At 70.7% G+C, this 16,861-nt stretch carries 15 protein-coding genes and 1 tRNA gene; 4 read left to right on the top strand and 12 right to left on the bottom strand.

Going from position 1 to position 16,861, the window contains the following annotated elements; all coding sequences use genetic code 11:
• Positions 1-12: 12 nt before the first annotated feature.
• Genes VGN18_RS09630 through VGN18_RS09640 form a run of 3 tightly spaced genes read right to left on the bottom strand, consistent with a single transcriptional unit; the run spans position 13 to position 4,359 of the window.
• Complete coding sequence (locus tag VGN18_RS09630) at positions 13-405, bottom strand: DUF4233 domain-containing protein (RefSeq protein WP_327539458.1); 393 nt, start codon at positions 403-405, stop codon at positions 13-15.
• On the bottom strand, positions 402-1,766 hold the full coding sequence (locus VGN18_RS09635) for a folylpolyglutamate synthase/dihydrofolate synthase family protein (RefSeq protein WP_327539459.1): 1,365 nt from the start codon (positions 1,764-1,766) through the stop codon (positions 402-404). The genes VGN18_RS09630 and VGN18_RS09635 overlap by 4 nt, the downstream gene beginning before the upstream one ends.
• Position 1,767: 1 nt before the next feature.
• The gene (locus VGN18_RS09640) at positions 1,768-4,359 is read right to left on the bottom strand and encodes a valine--tRNA ligase (protein ID WP_327539460.1); all 2,592 of its coding nucleotides are present in this window, start codon (positions 4,357-4,359) and stop codon (positions 1,768-1,770) included.
• 82 nt (positions 4,360-4,441) lie between these two features.
• Here VGN18_RS09640 and VGN18_RS09645 point away from each other — a divergent pair, with 82 nt between their 5' ends.
• Positions 4,442-5,239 carry a GNAT family N-acetyltransferase gene (locus VGN18_RS09645; protein ID WP_327539461.1) on the top strand — a complete coding sequence of 266 codons (798 nt, stop codon included), beginning with the start codon at positions 4,442-4,444 and terminating at the stop codon, positions 5,237-5,239.
• 10 nt (positions 5,240-5,249) lie between these two features.
• Here VGN18_RS09645 and VGN18_RS09650 read toward each other — a convergent pair whose 3' ends face one another.
• Entirely contained in the window at positions 5,250-7,160 is a 1,911-nt protein-coding gene (locus VGN18_RS09650) for a M3 family metallopeptidase (protein ID WP_414655036.1), read from the bottom strand.
• A 71-nt stretch (positions 7,161-7,231) separates the two neighbouring features.
• A complete protein-coding gene (locus VGN18_RS09655; protein ID WP_327539463.1) occupies positions 7,232-7,801 on the bottom strand; it encodes a metalloregulator ArsR/SmtB family transcription factor in 570 nt (189 codons plus the stop codon).
• 50 nt (positions 7,802-7,851) lie between these two features.
• Between VGN18_RS09655 and VGN18_RS09660 the strand changes: the two genes are divergently transcribed.
• The gene (locus VGN18_RS09660) at positions 7,852-9,063 is read left to right on the top strand and encodes an MFS transporter (protein WP_327539464.1); all 1,212 of its coding nucleotides are present in this window, start codon (positions 7,852-7,854) and stop codon (positions 9,061-9,063) included.
• A 110-nt stretch (positions 9,064-9,173) separates the two neighbouring features.
• A complete protein-coding gene (locus VGN18_RS09665) occupies positions 9,174-10,082 on the top strand; it encodes a DUF559 domain-containing protein (protein ID WP_327539465.1) in 909 nt (302 codons plus the stop codon).
• Between the two features lie 72 nt (positions 10,083-10,154).
• On the opposite strand, the gene clpX is transcribed toward VGN18_RS09665, so the two are convergent.
• The 5 genes from clpX to VGN18_RS09690 all read right to left on the bottom strand — a co-directional run bounded on the left by clpX (position 10,155) and on the right by VGN18_RS09690 (position 14,598).
• Positions 10,155-11,441 carry an ATP-dependent Clp protease ATP-binding subunit ClpX gene (gene clpX / locus VGN18_RS09670; protein WP_327539466.1) on the bottom strand — a complete coding sequence of 429 codons (1,287 nt, stop codon included), beginning with the start codon at positions 11,439-11,441 and terminating at the stop codon, positions 10,155-10,157.
• A 194-nt stretch (positions 11,442-11,635) separates the two neighbouring features.
• A complete protein-coding gene (locus tag VGN18_RS09675; protein ID WP_327539467.1) occupies positions 11,636-12,289 on the bottom strand; it encodes an ATP-dependent Clp protease proteolytic subunit in 654 nt (217 codons plus the stop codon).
• An 11-nt stretch (positions 12,290-12,300) separates the two neighbouring features.
• The gene (locus VGN18_RS09680; protein WP_327539515.1) at positions 12,301-12,900 is read right to left on the bottom strand and encodes an ATP-dependent Clp protease proteolytic subunit; all 600 of its coding nucleotides are present in this window, start codon (positions 12,898-12,900) and stop codon (positions 12,301-12,303) included.
• Between the two features lie 179 nt (positions 12,901-13,079).
• Positions 13,080-14,549, bottom strand: coding sequence for a trigger factor (tig, locus tag VGN18_RS09685; RefSeq protein WP_327539468.1), 1,470 nt, complete (start codon positions 14,547-14,549; stop codon positions 13,080-13,082).
• Positions 14,525-14,598, bottom strand: a tRNA-Pro gene (locus tag VGN18_RS09690). Before VGN18_RS09690 ends, tig begins: the two co-directional genes overlap by 25 nt.
• A 296-nt stretch (positions 14,599-14,894) precedes the next feature.
• Between VGN18_RS09690 and VGN18_RS09695 the strand changes: the two genes are divergently transcribed.
• Positions 14,895-15,959: an acyl-CoA desaturase gene (locus tag VGN18_RS09695; RefSeq protein ID WP_327539469.1), complete on the top strand. Its 1,065-nt coding sequence runs from the start codon at positions 14,895-14,897 to the stop codon at positions 15,957-15,959.
• 23 nt (positions 15,960-15,982) lie between these two features.
• On the opposite strand, the gene VGN18_RS09700 is transcribed toward VGN18_RS09695, so the two are convergent.
• Both VGN18_RS09700 and VGN18_RS09705 read right to left on the bottom strand, forming a co-directional pair.
• Positions 15,983-16,447 carry a MaoC family dehydratase gene (locus VGN18_RS09700; RefSeq protein WP_327539470.1) on the bottom strand — a complete coding sequence of 155 codons (465 nt, stop codon included), beginning with the start codon at positions 16,445-16,447 and terminating at the stop codon, positions 15,983-15,985.
• A gap of 59 nt (positions 16,448-16,506) precedes the next feature.
• On the bottom strand, positions 16,507-16,839 hold the full coding sequence (locus VGN18_RS09705) for an STAS domain-containing protein (protein ID WP_327539471.1): 333 nt from the start codon (positions 16,837-16,839) through the stop codon (positions 16,507-16,509).
• Positions 16,840-16,861: the final 22 nt, after the last annotated feature.

A 16,861-nucleotide genomic window follows, 5' to 3' on the forward strand; every position in this document is an offset into this window, starting at 1 on the left:
TTCGGGAGGGGCCTACTCGACCAACATGCGCAGGCCGCCGGACGTGCCGACGACCTCGTGACGCAGCATCAGCAGCCGCAACCAGATGGCGGCGAAGATGGCGCCGACGAGGAACATTGTGCCGATCAGGAAGCCGGTGGCGGTGAAGGCCAGCTGCAGCACCGAGCCGAGGCCGATGCCGAACGGGCGGCGCAGCAGGCCGGCGGCCAGGACCAGCACCACGGCCAGGCCGATGCAGATGCCGGTGCGCACCGGCCCGAGCCCGGTGGTGAAGGCGATGGTGCGCGGCACGAGCAGCACGATGACGGCCTCGAGCGCCAGGACGCCGGCGAGCGCACCCCGGGTGGCCTTGTTCGCCCGCCGCGCCCGCTCGGCGAACTGCTCCGGCGTCGGCTGAATCGTCACGGGCGGGGGCCGAGCAGCACGCGGGCCTCGCCGACGGCGACGACCGAGCCGGTGACGAGCACGCCGGAGCCGACGACGACCTCGTCGCCGGTGTCCTCGGCGAGCCGGACGGCGGTCTCGAGCGCGTCGTCGAGGCGGGGCTCGACGGTCACGCGGTCGGCCCCGAAGATCGGCACGGCCGCGGCGGCCAGCTCGTCGGCGTCCAGGCCGCGCGACGACGAGGTCTGGGTGACGACCAGCTCGTCGATCGCGGGGTCGAGCAGTTCGAGCATGCCGGTGGCGTCCTTGTCGGCCATCACCGCGAGCACCCCGACGAGACGCCGGAAGTGGAACGCCTCGCCCACGGCCTCGAGCGTCGCGGTCATGCCGGCCGGGTTGTGCGCGGCGTCGAGCAGGATCGTCGGCGCCGAGCGGATCGGTTCGAGCCGCCCGGGCGAGCGCACGGCGGCGAACGCCTCGCGCACGACGTCGATGTCGAGCGCGCCGCCCGACCCGCCGGCGCCGAAGAACGCCTCGGCGGCGGCGAGAGCGAGCGCGGCGTTCTGCGCCTGGTGCTTGCCGTGCAGCGGCAGGAAGATCTCGTCGTAGACGCCGCCGAGCCCCTGCAGGGTGATGACCTGGCCGCCGACGGCGATGCGGCGGTCGAGCACGCCGAACTCGAGCCCCTCGCGCGCGACCGTGGCGTCGACCTCCACCGCCCGGCGGATCAGCTCGGGCGCGGCATCGTTGGGCTGGGACGCGAGGATGGCCACCGCCCCGGGCTTGATGATCCCGGCCTTCTCGGCGGCGATCTTGACGACCGTGTCGCCGAGGTACTGCGTGTGGTCGAGGCCGATCGGCGTCACGACGGCGATCTCAGCGTCCATCACGTTGGTGTTGTCCCACGTGCCGCCGAGCCCGACCTCGACGACCGCGACGTCGACCGGGGTGTCGGCGAAGATCGAGAACGCGAGCGCGGTGACGATCTCGAAGAACGACAGCGGGGTGTCGAACTGCTGGTCGATCAGCTCGACGAGCGGCGCGATCTCGCGGTAGCCCTCCACGAACACGCGATCGCTGACCGGCTCGCCGTCGATGACGATGCGCTCGTTGACGTGTTCGAGGTGCGGGCTGGTGTAGCGCCCCGACCGCAGCCCGAACCCGCGCAGCAGCTCGTCGAGCATGCGGGCCGTGCTGGTCTTGCCGTTCGTGCCGGTCAGGTGGATCGAGCGGTACGCCTTCTGCGGGTCGCCCAGCAGCTCGACCAGCGCCTGCATGCGCTCGTTGGTCGGGTTGATGTGCCCCTCGTTGCGGCGGCCGAAGATCTCGCCCTCAACCTCGTGCAGCAGGGCGGCGTACTTCTCCTTCTCGGTGGGCGCCACGTCAGGCGCTCGGCAGCGCGGCCAGCGCGGCGTCGATGCGGGCGATCTCGGCCTCGGCCGCCGTCACGCGATCGCGCACCTTGGCCACCACCGCCTCGGGCGCCTTGCCGGTGAAGGCCTCGTTGCCGAGCTTCGCCGAGTTCGTGGCGAGCTCCTTCTCGGCCGCGGCGCGGTCCTTCGTCAGTCGGGTCCGCTCGGCAGCGACATCGATCGTCCCGGACAGGTCGAAGGCCACGCGCACCCCGCTTGCCGTCGTGAGGGACGCGGTCTCGGCGAACCCGTCGCCGGCGTCGTCGAGCCGCAGCAGCGCGCGGATCGCGGGCTCGGTCGTCGGCGTGACGCCGGTGAGCGTGGCCGGCACCCGCTGCGACGGCTTCACGCCCTGGTCGGAGCGGAAGCGGCGCACCTCGGTGACGACGGCCTGGATCGCCCGGACGTCGGCGGTCGCGGCGGCGTCGGCGCGGGACGGGTCGGCGAGCGGCCAGTCGGCGATCACCAGCGACTCGCCGCCGGTCAGCGCCGTCCACAGCACCTCGGTCACGAACGGCACCATCGGGTGCAGCAGGCGCAGCAGCGCGTCGAGCACCTCGCCGAGCACGCGGCGCGTGCTGTCGGCGGTCGGCCCGGACAGCGACAGCTTGGCCAGCTCGATGTACCAGTCACACACCTCGTCCCACGCGAAGTGGTAGAGCACGTCGACGATCTTGGCGAACTCGTAACGCTCGTAGAGCGCGTCGACCTCGGCGATCACGGCGTTGAGCCGCGACAGGATCCAGGCGTCCGGGCCCTCGACGACGGCCGGCAGCGGACCGTCGACCGTGGCGCCCGACATCAGGGCGAAGCGGGTGGCGTTCCAGAGCTTGGTGCCGAAGTTGCGGGTGCCGACCACCCACTCCTCGTTGATGGCCTGGTCGGCGCCCGGGTTCGCGCCCTGCAGCAGCGACAGCCGCACGGCGTCGGCGCCGTACTCGTCGATCCAGAGCAGCGGGTCGACGACGTTGCCGCGGGACTTCGACATCTTCTTGCCCGACGCGTCGCGGACGAGCCCGTGCAGCACGACCGTCTCGAACGGCACCGCGCCGTCCATCGCGTACAGGCCGAACAGCATCATCCGGACGACCCAGAAGAAGAGGATGTCGTAGCCGGTGACCAGCACGGTGGTCGGGTAGTAGCGCTCCAGATCGGTCGTGGCATCGGGCCAGCCGAGGGTCGAGAAGGGCCACAGCGCCGACGAGAACCAGGTGTCGAGCACGTCGGTGTCCTGGGTCCACCCACTCGGCGGGGTCTCGTCCGGGCCGAAGCACATGTCGTCGCCGTCGGGTGAGTACCAGACCGGGATCTGGTGGCCCCAGCGCACCTGGCGGCTGATGCACCAGTCGCGCAGGTTGTCGACCCACTGGAAGTAGCGGCCGCGCATCGACTCGGGCTCGACCGTCACCCGGCCCTCGCGGACGGCGTCACCCGCCGCCTTCGCCAGCGGCTCGACCCGCACCCACCACTGCAGCGACAGGCGCGGCTCGATGACGGTGTCGCAGCGCGAGCAGTGCCCGACCGCGTGCACGTAGGGACGCTTCTCGGCCACGATGCGACCGTCCTCGCGCAGCGCGGCGACGATCGCGTAGCGCGCCTCGAGCCGGTCGAGGCCCTGGAACGGGCCGGGCACGGTGATCGCGCCCCGCTCGTCCATGATCGTCGGCATCGGGAGGTCGTGCCGGCGGCCGATCTCGAAGTCGTTGGGGTCGTGCGCCGGGGTCACCTTGACCGCGCCGGTGCCGAACGACGGGTCGACGTGCTCGTCGGCCACGATCGGGATGCGCCGGTTGGTCAGCGGCAGGGCCACGGTGGTGCCGACGAGGTGGCGGTAACGCTCGTCGTCGGGGTGGACGGCCACCGCGGTGTCGCCCAGCATCGTCTCGGCGCGGGTGGTGGCCACCACGATCGCGTCGGCACCGTCGCCGTAGCGGATGCTCACCAGCTCGCCCGGCTCGTCGGCGTGCTCGACCTCGGCGTCGGACAGCGCCGTCATGTCCAGCGGGCACCAGTTGATGATCCGCTCGGCCCGGTAGATCAGGTCGTCGTCGTAGAGCCGCTTGAAGATCGTGTTGACCGCGCGGTTCAGGCCCTCGTCCATGGTGAACCGTTCGCGCGACCAGTCGACGCCGTCACCCAGGCGCCGCATCTGGCCCAGGATCTGGCCACCGAAGCGGTTCTTCCACTCCCACGCCTTGGCCATGAACTCGTCGCGGGTGTAGTCGGCCCGGCCCTTGCCCTCGGTCTCGCCCAGGTAGCGCTCGACGAGGTTGTTCACCGCGAGGGACGCGTGGTCCATACCCGGCAGCCACAGCGTGTCGAAGCCGCGCATGCGGGCCCGGCGGGTGATCGCATCCATCATCGACTGCTCGAGCGCGTGGCCGATGTGCAGGTTGCCGGTCACGTTCGGCGGCGGGATCACCAGCGAGAACGGCGGCTTGCCGCTGTCCGGATCGGCGGTGAAGTACCCCCGCTCGACCCACCGCTCGTAGAGTGGGCCCTCTACGTCGGCCGGCACGAAGTGGGACGGCAGGCCGGGGCTCTCGGGCGGTGTGGCGGTCACTCAGGCATCCTACGGAAGGCGATCGAGCAACGTGCCCGGATACCTCGTGGCGGACGGGCCCGCACTCGGCCACGATCAAGGTATGGCTCTGCACACCTCCACCGACCCGGACGAGATCGATGCCCTGCTGACCCGGGCGCTCGAGGCCGACCCGGTCCGCAACACCTCGTTCAGCAGCGTGCGCTCGGCGGCGCGACGCGACCCGGGCCAGGTCTGGTGCGCCCACGACGGCGCCAGGATGGCCGCGCGCTCGCAGCCGCAGCACCCGGTGGCGCTGACGCCGGGCTGGACCGAGATCGCCGAGCTGGTCGAGGCGCTCACCGAGCTGCCCGCTCCCCTCGCGGTGAACGGACCGGTCGAGGTGGTGGAGGCCGTCGCCACCGCCCTGGGCCGCCGGCCGGTGCTGCGGCTCGACGAGCGGCTGTTCCGCCTCGACGTGCTGATGCCACCCGCAGGGGTGACGGGGCAGGCTCGCGCCGCCGGGGCCGACGACATCGACCTGATCGGTCAGTGGCTGGTCGACTTCCACCTCGAGGCGTTCGGTTCGGTGCCGCCCGACTTCGCCCCCCGCGAGCAGGGCGAGTGGGCGGTCACCGAACGGCGGCCGTGGCTCTGGCTGGCGCCCGACGGCGCCCCGGTGTCGATGGCCTGCCGCCAGCCGACCGTCGTGGGCGTGGCCCGCATCGGCCCGGTCTTCACCCCGCGCGAGCACCGCGGCCACGGCTTCGGCTCGGCCGTGACCGCCCGCGCGACCGCCGACATCCTGGCCGACTCGGCGATCCCGGTGCTCTTCACCGATCTCGCCAACCCGACGTCGAACAAGATCTACGAGGCGCTCGGCTACCGCGCGGTCGAGGACCGGCTCGCTCTGCGTTTCTGACCCGGCGGCGTCAGCGCACCGCGACCGGGGAGCGGTCGAGCCAGGCCGCGAAGGCGTCGAACGAGAACGGACGGCCGAGGAACTCCTCGACCAGGTCGGCGGCGTCGGCCGACCCACCGCGGGCGAGGATGCAGTCGCGGTAGCGCCCGGCGACCGCCGGGTCGAACATGTTGCCGGCGTCGAACGCCGAGAACAGGTCCTTCGCGATCACCAGGCTCCAGAGATAGGTGTAGTACGCCGACGAGTACCCGCCGAGGTGGCCGAACGACGCATGGAAGTGCGTGTCCTCGAGGTAGACCGAGAGGTCGTAGGTGCCCTGCAGCTCACGGACCCGTTCGGTGAGGTCGGCCGGGCGGTCGCGGTGCAGCTCGTAGGAGACCGCGGTGTAGAAGAGCTGGTTGCGGACGAACAGGCCCTTGCCGAAGTCCTTGGCCGCGCGCATGCGCTCGACGAGGTCGCGCGGGATCGGCGTGCCTTCCGCGTCGAGCGCGAACGTCTGCAGCACGTCGGCGTCCCAGGCCCACTCCTCGAGCATCTGCGACGGCGCCTCGACGAAGTCCCACTCCGTCGCGACGCCGGAGAAGCGGGCGAAGCGCTGCTGCCCGCCCAGCACGTGGTGCACCAGGTGTCCGAACTCGTGGAACAGCGTGACGACGTCGGTGTGCTGCATCAGTCCCCGCGGGAAGTTGCAGACCAGCGCGCCCTCGGGCAGCTGCCGGCCGGTGATGCCACCGACGAGGTCGAACTGCGCCGCGTGCTTGAACTTGCCCTCGCGCGGGTGCAGGTCGAGGTAGATGCGGCCGCGCCGCTCGCCCTCGACGAGCACGTCGTAGGCGGTCACGTCGGCGTGCCAGACCGGGGCGTCGACCACGCGGTACTCGACCCCGAAGAGCCGGCTGGTGACGTCGAGCAGCCCCTGCCGTACCCGGCCGAAGTCGAAGTAGCGGCGCACCTCCTGCGCGTCGACGTCGAAGTTCTCGCGCCGGACCAACTCGCTGTAGTACGCCACGCAGCTGGCGTCGAGCGTGCTGGCGGCCGGCTCGTCGAGGCGACGGCGCTCGAGCAGCACGTCGTGGTCGCGCTGCGCCGACGACTCGGCCGCGCCGGCCAGCCGGGCGATGAACTCGGCGATGGCCTCGGAGGTCTTCACCATCTTCACGTCGGCGTCGTAGGCCGGCCAGCTGTCGTAGCCGAGCAGCTCGGCCCGCTCGTCGCGCAGGTCGAGCAGCTCGTGCAGCACGGCGTCGTTCTCGGGCCAGCCGCGGTTGAGGAACGCGACGGTCAGGGCGAGGCGGGCCTCGGGGTCGCGGGCGAAGGTGCGGAACGGGATCACGTCGGGGTAGTCGGTGGTGACGGTGACCAGGCCGTCGTCGCCGACCGGGTGGCCCTCGACCCAGTCGGCCGGCAGGCCGGCGAGCGCATCGGGGGCGACCCGGATGCTGCGGACGTCGTCGCGGATCACCCGGCTGAAGTCCTGGTCGAGGACCGTGAGCCGCTCGGCGATCGCGCGCAGCCGGGCGCGGTCGGCGTCGCTGCGGTCGACGCCGGCACGGTGGAAGTCGCGCAGCACGTGGGTCCGCAGCCGGGCCGATTCGGGATCGAGACCGGTCGGGTCGGTGGCGTCGAGGACGGCGAACAGCTCGCTGTCGAGGCCCCGCTCGGTCTGCACCCGGCTGACCTCCTGGGCCCGGGCCTCGGCCAGTTCCCGCACCGCGGCGTCGGGATGCACCTCGTTCAGCAGGCCGGCGATCGAGTCGGCCCCGCGCAGGGCGATGTCGGCGTCGTTCCAGAGGTCGAGTACCTCGGCGGCGCCGCGCGGCGAGCCGTCCTTGAGGGCGTCGAGCAGCTCGCGGGCGGCGGCCAGTTGGCCGTCGACCCGGTCGGCGAGCCACGCCGTCCACGCAGTCGGGTCTTCGGGCATCGAGAGCAGTGCGGTGGTCACCCGTCCGACCCTACTGAGCCGCACCGACATGTTGAGCCGCGCCGACACGTTCAGTCGAGTTGCACCGGGACGAGCACTCGCGCCAGCCGCACCCGTCGCGCACCGTCGGGGTGCTCGGCCGCGGTGCGGCCCTTGCGGGCCTCGACGAAGCGTTGGTAGAGCTCACCCAGCTCACCCGCCTCGTCGGGGGTCAGCCACAGGTGTTGTGCCTCGACCGAGGCGACGTGCTGCCACTCCGCGGGCTGGGTCCGCTCGGCGTCGAACCAGCGGCCGACGTCGACGCGCAGGCGGTCGAGCATCGAGTTGACGACCGCGCTCGACGCGGCAACCGCCACGGCGTCGGGCATCCGGTCGACCCGCCAGCCACCGGCGACGGCCCGCCACGGACGCTCCCGGCCGTCGCCCGAGCTCTCGGCCCGCTCGACGAAACCCCATTTCTCGAGCGCCCGCAGGTGGTAGCTCATCGCGCTCGGCGAGATGCCGGCGACCTCGGCGCACTCGGTGGCGGTGAGCTCCTCCCCCTCGGTCAGCGCGTCGAGCACGGTGAGCCGCGCCGGATGCGCCAGGGCCTTGATCGCCTGCGGATCGGTCAGGACGCGGGGCTCGGGACGGGCGCTCACATCGCCGAGACTACTTGACGCCGTCCGATCTAAAGGATTATTTTCGCAATATGTCTTTCACATCTGGACGGCGCGATCTCCGACTCGTCATCGGCGCCAAGGCGGTCTCGTTCCTCGGCGACGAAGTCGCGGCCCTCGCGCTGGTGCTACGGCTGCAGTCGCACGGCGCCGGGTTCGTGGCCGCGGTGCTGATCGCCAACCTGGCCCCGATCATGCTGCTGTCCGGCGTCGTCGGACGGCTGGTCGACCGGCGCGACAACCGCGCGCTGCTGATCACCTCGAGCCTCGTGCAGGCAGCGCTGTGCGGGGTGCTGGCGTTCACGACGGCGCCGGTCGCCGTGCTCACGCTGGTCGGGCTGCTCGGCATCGGTCAGGCCGTCAACGGCGCGACGTGGCAGGCGCTCATCCCGTCGCTGGTGGGGCCGGCCGAGCTGGCCCGGGCCATCGGCCGGTCGCAGGCCGCGACCACCGTGGCCGGGATCGCCGCCCCGGCCCTCGGGGGCCTGCTCGTCGCCCGCTTCGGCGCCGGCCTGCCGCTGCTCATCGACACCGCCACGTTCCTCGCCGTCACCGGTGCCGCCCTGCTGGTGCGCGCCCGGCGCGAGCCGGCCCCGGCGAATCCGGGCGAGAAGCCGGCGGGCGGCGTCGCGATCGTCCGGCGCGAACCGCTGCTGCGGGCAACCCTCACGCTGCTCGGACTGTTCGTGCTGCTCGGCTCGATGGTGAACGTCGTCGAGGTGTTCCTGGTCCGTCGGGTCATGCACGCGAGCGCCGCCTGGTACGGCATCTCGGCCGCCGCGTTCGCCGTCGGGCTGCTGGTCGGCAGCCTGCTCGCCGGCCGGTTGACGAGCGACCACGCGCGGGCCCGCGGGCTCGTCGCCGGTGCCGCGCTGCTGGGTGTCGGGCTCGTCGGCATGGGCGTCTCCCCCGGGGTGCAGGTGCTCACCGTCGTCGCCACCGCCACCGGGGTGTGCAACGGCGTGCTGAGCGTCTGCACGTCGGCCCTGCTGATGGGCTCGGTGCAGCCGGGCGAGCGCGGCCGCGTCGGCGCGCTCGTCGGCGGAGTCGTGTCCGGGACGCAGCTGATCGCCTACGCCGCCGGCGGCGCCCTCGCCGCGGTCCTCTCGCCGCGCACGATCTTCGTCCTCGGCGGCGTGCTCGGTGCACTCGTGCCTCTGCTGGTCGGCCGCGCCGTCACCCGCGCCGCGCGCGTCGTCGCGCTGCCGGTGCGGGGCGACGCTGAACTGGCTGCCGCAGCCTGACCGGCGTGTCGTGCCGCAGCTGCTTCAGCGTCGTGTCCACAGGCGGCTGGGCTGTCCACAGTTCCTGCCCGCGGCCCCCATCGACGGCGGATCGCGACCAACATCGGGCCGTGCCCGACATCGACCGACTGCTCGCGCGCTGCGGCGGCGCCCTCTCGCGTGACCTTCTCGTGCGGGCCGGCCTCGACCGGCACGCCATCGACAGCGAGGTCCGCCGCGGCGGGTTGGTCGCCGCATTCCCGCGCGCCTACTGCCGGCCGTGGGAGGTCGACCAGCCGGACGTGCGTGAGTTGGCCGCAGTCATGAGCCTCGGCCACCCAGTCGCGCTCAGCCACCTGACCGCGCTGCGCCGCTGGGGACTGGCCTCGGCTCCGCCGCAGGTCCACGTGTCAGTCCTCGACCGGCGCAATCCACGGGGCGGCCCGGACCTTGCCGTACATCGCGTCGCGGCCTTTCCACCGGTCGCGAGGGTGGACCGCCAACTCGTCGTGCGGCCCGCGTTCGCGATCGCCTCGTCCTGGCCGTTGCAGGACGCCGAGCACCGGCGAGCGGCGGCGATCACGGCGGTTCGTCGGCGACTCGTGACTCCGGAGTCGTTGCGCGGCGCGGTCGCGCAACAACCGCGACTCGCCGGACGGCGGGAACTCCTGAGCCTGGTCGAACTGCTCGACGCCGGCTGCGAGAGCGAGCTGGAGATCTGGGGGCACCTGCACGTCTTCGACGTCCCAGGCCTGGATCACGCGACGCCGCAGAAGTGGGTGCAGGCCGACGGCCGGTGGTACCGCCTGGATCGCGCGTACGAAGCCGAGCGGGTGGCCATCGAGATGGACGGGGCGCGCTACCACGACCAGGACGAGGGCCAGCGCGAGCGCGACCGGTGCCGGGACACCGCGCTGGCGTCGATCGACTGGATCACGCTGCGGTTCTCGCACACGCGGTTGCACCGCGATGTCGCCGGCTGCCGGCGCCATACGTACGCGACGCTTGCGGCGCGCGGCGTCCGACCACCCCGACAGTGAACGGTGTGCCGCAGGCCCACCGGCGTGTCGTGCCGCAGCCGGTTCAGCGTCGGCAGGCGGCAGGCCGAGCGGTCAGGCGCTCTTCTCGCGCCGCTCGCGCTTGGGCGTCTCGCGCGGGACGAGGGTCGGGTAGACGTGGTCGAGGACCGTCTCGCGGGTGATGACGACGCGGGCGACGTCTTCGCGGGAGGGGACCTCGTACATCACCGAGAGGAGGACCTCTTCCATGATCGCGCGCAGGCCGCGGGCGCCGGTGCCCCGCAGGACGGCCTGGTCGGCGATGGCCTCGAGGGCGTCGTCGGTGAACTCAAGCTCGACGTTGTCGAGCTCGAAGAGCTTCGCGTACTGGCGCACGAGCGCGTTCTTCGGCTCGGTGAGGATCTGCACGAGCGCGTCGCGGTCGAGCGGGCGCACCGAGGTGATGACCGGCAGCCGGCCGATGAACTCGGGGATGAGACCGAACTTGATGAGGTCCTCGGGCATGACGTCGCCGAAGATGTCCTTGGTCTCCTTCTCGAACTTCGTGTGCAGTTCCGCACCGAAGCCGAGGCCCTTCTTGCCGACGCGCGACTCGATCAGCGTGTCGAGGCCGGCGAAGGCGCCACCGACGATGAACAGCACGTTGGTGGTGTCGATCTGGATGAACTCCTGGTGCGGGTGCTTGCGCCCGCCCTGCGGCGGCACCGACGCGGCCGTGCCCTCGAGGATCTTGAGCAGCGCCTGCTGCACGCCCTCGCCCGACACGTCGCGGGTGATCGACGGGTTCTCGGCCTTGCGGGCGATCTTGTCGACCTCGTCGATGTAGATGATGCCCGTCTCGGCCCGCTTGACGTCGTAGTCGGCGGCCTGGATGAGCTTGAGCAGGATGTTCTCGACGTCCTCACCGACGTAGCCCGCCTCGGTGAGCGCGGTGGCGTCGGCAATGGCGAACGGGACGTTCAGCATGCGGGCCAGGGTCTGGGCGAGCAGCGTCTTGCCCGAGCCGGTGGGGCCGAGCAGCAGGATGTTCGACTTGGCCAGCTCGACCGCCGACTCGGCGTTGCGCGGCTTGCTCTCCGCCCCCGCCTGGACCCGCTTGTAGTGGTTGTAGACGGCGACCGCGAGCGTCTTCTTCGCCTGGTCCTGGCCGACGACGTAGCCGTTGAGGAACTCGTAGATCTCGCTCGGCTTGGGGAGCTCGTCGAAGCTGAACTCGCTCGTCTCGGCGAGCTCTTCCTCGATGATCTCGTTGCACAGATCGATGCATTCGTCGCAGATGTAGACACCCGGACCGGCGATCAGCTTCTTGACCTGCTTCTGGCTCTTGCCGCAGAAGGAGCACTTGAGCAGGTCGCCGGTTTCACCGACACGTGGTGCCACTGGCGACCCATCCCCTCGGAACTGACGTCATGGTCATCGATACGCGACCCCGCTGGTCGGCGCAAACTGGTTGAACTGGCAACAGCGGCGTAACACCGCTGAGGGATTGAACGGTACCCGTAAATGCCTGGGAAGTCCGCTGAAAACCGCGCAGGACGCGCCGGACCGCTCCGGCGCGTCCTGTCCTTATCGGCTCAGGAGGCCGCGAGCTTACGAGTCGTGATGACCTCGTCGACGATTCCGTAGTCCTTGGCCTGCTGGGCGGTGAGGATCGTGTCGCGGTCGATGTCCTTGCGGACCTTCTCCACGGTCTGGCCGGTGTGGTTGGCCAGGATCTCCTCGAGGAGCACGCGCATGCGCTGGATCTCGTTGGCCTGGATCTCGAGGTCGGAGACCTGGCCCTGTCCCTCGCCGGACGGCTGGTGGATGAGGATCCGCGCGTTCTGCAGGGCGAAACGCTTGCCCTTGGTGCCGGCCGCGAGCAGGACCGCCGCCGCGGAGGCCGCCTGGCCCATGCAGATCGTCTGGATCTCGGGCCGGACGTACTGCAGCGTGTCGTAGATGGCGGTGAGCGCGGTGAACGAGCCGCCGGGCGAGTTGATGTAGATCTGGATGTCCCGGTCGGGGTCGGACGACTCGAGCACGATCAGCTGGGCCATGACGTCGTTGGCGACGACGTCGTCGATCGGCGCGCCGAGGAAGATGATGCGCTCCTCGAACAGCTTGTTGTACGGGTTCGACTCCTTGATGCCGTAGTTCGTCCGCTCGACGAAGGACGGCAGCACGTAGCGGTTCTGCGGCAGGTGGGCCCCGGCGCTGATGCCGGTCGGCGTGTAGAGCTCGCTCATGGTCTTCCCCTTCACTCCGGCGCCGGGCTGTTGGACCCCGGAACCTGCGCCACCCGGCTGACCACGTGGTCGACGAACCCGTACTCGAGCGCCTGCTGGGCGGTGAACCAGCGGTCGCGGTCGGAGTCGGCCTGGATCTGGTCCACCGGCTGGCCGGTGTGCTCGGCGATGAGGGTCGCCATCTCGGACTTCACGAACTTCAGCTGCTCGGCCTGGATCGCGATGTCGGCGGCCGTACCGCCGATGCCCGCCGAGGGCTGGTGCATGAGGATGCGCGAGTGCGGCAGCGCGTAACGCTTGCCCGGCGTTCCGGCCGAGAGCAGGAACTGTCCCATCGAGGCGGCCAGGCCCATGGCGTAGGTCGCGATGTCGCAGTCGACGAACTGCATGGTGTCGAAGATGGCCATGCCGGCCGTGACCGAGCCGCCCGGCGAGTTGATGTAGAGGTTGATGTCGCGCTCGGGGTCCTCCGCCGAGAGGAGCAGCAGCTGCGCGCAGATCTGGTTCGCGATCGTGTCGTCGACCTGCTGGCCGAGGAAGATGATCCGCTCGCGGAGCAGACGGTCGTAGACGGAGTCGTTGAGCGTCATACCGGCGCCCGGGGTGCGCATCTCGGCACCTGGTGCCGGATACGGATCGAACTTGCTCACTGCGGTCCTCACTTCGCTCGGGCCGGCTGGCCGTACGTCGCCTGATGGTCGATTCACTGTGCTGTCTTCGACCCTAACGAAGCCGGCGCCGCTCTGACTCCCGGTAGGGGCGTCGTTCGCTCAGGGCGTGATCGACGCGCTCAGTCGAGGTCGCCGTCGACCTCGGCGTCATCGCCTTCCATGACCATCTCGCGACCGTCGTCGACGGTGGCGGCGAGGTCGACGGCGTTGCCGGAGGCGTCGGTGACCGACGCTGTCTGCAGCACCGACGCGAGCGCCTTGTTGCGCCGGATGTCGGCCACCAGCATCGGCAGGTTGCCGTTCTGGACGATCTGGTTCGCGAACTCCTGCGGCGGCATCTGGTAGCGGGCGGCCTGCCGGACGAGGTACTCGGTGAGCTCGGCGTCGCCGATCTGCACCTCTTCCTTGTCGGCGATGGCGTCGAGGAGGAACTGCGCCCGCACCGACTTCTCCGCGCTCTCGCGCATCTCGGTGTCGAACTCCTCGCGGGTCTTGCCCTGCGACTCGAGGTAGCGCTCGAACAGCGAGTCGTCGTGGCCGAGCGAGTGGACGATCTCGTGCTCGCGGTACTCGATCTCCTGTTTGAGCGCCGACTCGGGGAGCGGGAACTCGACCGACTCGATGAGGTGCTCGAGCAGGTGGTCGCGCGCCTGCGCGCCCTGCTCCATGACCCGGACGCGGCCGAGGCGGGTGCGGATGTCGTCCTTGAGCTCGTCGATCGTGTCGAACTCGCTCGCCAGCTGGGCGAACTCGTCGTCGACGTCGGGCAGTTCCTTGGTCTTGACCGACTTGACCGTGGCCGACACCTCCGCCTCGTCGCCCGCGTGGTCGCCCTGCTGCAGCGTGGTCGTGAAGACCGCGGTCTCGCCGGCCGACTTGCCGGTGATGGCGTCGTCCAGGCCGTCAACGAGGTCGCCGGAGCCGACGACGTAGGACAGGCCCTTCGTCGAGCCGGCCTCGATCTCCTCGCCGCCGACGGTGGTGGAGAGGTCGAGCGAGACGTAGTCGCCCTCGGCCGCCGCGCGCTCGACGCCCTTCAGCGTGCCGAAGCGCTCGCGCAGCTCGTCGAGCTGCTCCTCGACGTCGGTGTCACTGACCTCGGCGTCCTCGACCTTGAGCTCGATGCCGTCGAGCTCGGGCAGGGTGATCTCGGGGCGGACGTCGACCTCGGCCGTGAAATGCCACACGGACCCGTCGACAATTTCTTCAGCACTGGTGATGTCGGTGATCTCCGGCTGGCCCAGCACCTGCAGCTCGTGCTCGCGGGCGGCCTCGCCGTACAGGCGCGGCAGGGCGTCGTTGACGGCCTCCTGCAGCACCGTTCCGCGGCCGACGCGCTGGTCGATGATCCGGGTCGGCACCTTGCCCGGACGGAAGCCGGGGACGCGCACCTGCTGGGCGATCGCCTTGTAGGCGGTGTCCAGGCTCGGCTTCAGGTCGTCGAAGGGCACCTCGACGGCGAGCCGAACTCGGGTCGGGCTCAGGTTCTCGACGGTGCTCTTCACGTGCGTGTGCTCCTCGTTCGCAGACAGTGGTTCGGGCGGGACGTCCAACGCGTGCTCGGTCGGGGTGGCGGGATTCGAACCCACGGCCCCTCGCTCCCAAAGCGAGTGCGCTACCAAGCTGCGCCACACCCCGGGCGCTGACTGCCGCCAGTGTACGGGCGCGCGACCCCCGCTCTCCGCCTGGTACGGACGCCCCCCGTCTCCGCATTCCCCGCCGCCCTGCGCCGCCCGCGATCCGGAGGGTATGTCCGCTTCTGGAGTTCCGATGAATGCCCCGGGAAGGGCCCGGCCCTCCGCTTTTGCGCGTACGGTGAAGGGGGATCAGAACCTGATCTGCCGCGCCGACAGTTCGCGATCCGAAGTCCTGAGCGCCCGCTCCGCAGCGGGCGCGTTTCGCCGGCCCTTCCTCCCCCGCAAAGGCCACCGCCCGTGACATCTGCCCCACCCACCACGCCCGAAACAGGGCGCGGCAGCGACTACGCCAGCCTGTGCCGCACGATCCGCGCGGCCGGCCTGCTCGACCGCCGGCCGCTCGGCTACTCGGTCCGCACGTTCCTCACGCTGGGGTTCTACGCCCTGACCTGCGTCGCCATCGCCCGCGTCGGCGACTCGTGGTTCCAGCTCGTCCTCGCCGGCGTCCTCGGTGTCGCATTCGCCCAGGTCGCATTCCTCGGCCACGACGGCGGGCACCAGCAGATCTTCACCAGCAAGCGGCTCAACGACATCCTCGGCCGCACGCTCGGCAACGTCCTCATCGGGTTGAGCTACGGCTGGTGGGTCGACACGCACAACCGCCACCACGCGAACCCCAACCACGAGGAGCGCGATCCGGACATCGGCGACAGCGTGCTCGCCTTCACCCGGGCCCAGGCCGCATCGCGACCGGGTCCGGTGACCACCTTCATCGCCAAGTACCAGGCCTGGCTGTTCTTCCCGCTGCTGACGCTCGAAGGCATCAGCCTGCACGTCGACAGCGTGATCGCCGTGCGCACGGGCAAGTACCGCAGCGCCCGGGGCGGCTCCCGGCGCTTCGAGGGCCTCGCGCTGGCGCTGCACGCCGTCCTCTACGTCGGCTTCCTGCTCCTGTTCATGTCACCCGTCGTGGCGGTCGCGTTCGTCGGCGTCCACCAGGCCGTGTGGGGTTTCTACATGGGCTGCACGTTCGCGCCGAACCACAAGGGCATGGCCGTCGTGGCGCCGGGCGAGGAGCTCGACTTCCTGCGTCGCCAGGTGCTGACCTCGCGCAACGTGCGCGGCCACTGGCTCACCGACAACGCCCTGGGCGGGCTGAACTACCAGATCGAGCACCACCTGTTCCCGAACATGCCGCGCGGCTCGCTGCGCCACGCGCAGCCGCTGGTGCGGGCGCACTGCGAACGGCTCGGCGTTCCGTATTGCGAGACGTCACTGATCGGGTCCTACCGGCAGGCGATGGGGTACCTCAATGAACTGGGCGCGCCCCTGCGTGCGAAGGACGCGCCCGTCCTCGTCTGATCGGGCGCCTCGGCCGGTCGGCGTCAGGTGAAGTAGTAGCGGCTCACCATGTCCGCGACGCAGGCCGGCTTCTCGCTGCCCTCGACCTCGATGGTGATGCGGCTGACGATCTGCAGGACGTCGGGGGCCACCTCGTCGACCTCGACGATGGTCGAGCGGGCCCGCACGCGGGCACCCACCCGCACCGGCGCCGGAAAACGCACCTTGTTCATCCCGTAGTTGACGCCCATCGTCACGCCCTCGACCTGCCGCAGCTTCGAGTTCAGGAAGGGGACGAGCGAGAGGGTGAGGAACCCGTGGGCCACCGGACCGCCGAACGGGCCGGCGTTCGCGCGCTCGGGGTCCACGTGGATCCACTGGTGGTCCTCGGTGGCGTCGGCGAAGCCGTTCACGCGCTCCTGGTCGATCTCGAACCAGTCGCTCGGCCCGGCCTCGACGCCCTTCGCCGCCAGGATGCCGTCCTTGCCGTGGAGCACGGTCGCCGTCATGAGTGGTCCTCTCGAGTCGCCGGGAGCTACCCCGGATCATGGCCCACCACCGGTCGGGTTCAGCCGCCGGTGGCGTCCTCGATCGTCGGGTGCAGTGTCAGCACCTCGTCGAGGCGGGTCAGGCTGAACAGCCGCACGAGCTTCGGGTCGGCGCAGACGATGCGCAGCCGGTTGCCGTGCGTCTCGAGCTGCTTGTTGACGCCGGCGAGCGCCCCGAGGCCCGAGGAGTCGAGGAAACCGACCTCGGACAGGTCGACGATCGGCACCACGCCGCCCCCGATCAGGGACAGCAAGCGCTCGCGGAGGTCCGGGGCGGTGTGCACGTCGATCTCACCCTCGACAACCACGACGGTCGCGTCACCGTGCGAGCGGTCGGTCAGAGTGATTCCCACGTCCACCTCCTGAGTGCGGGCC

The sequence above is a fragment of the Jatrophihabitans sp. genome (assembly GCF_036000465.1).
In the GTDB taxonomy this organism is placed as follows: Bacteria; Actinomycetota; Actinomycetes; order Mycobacteriales; family Jatrophihabitantaceae; genus Jatrophihabitans.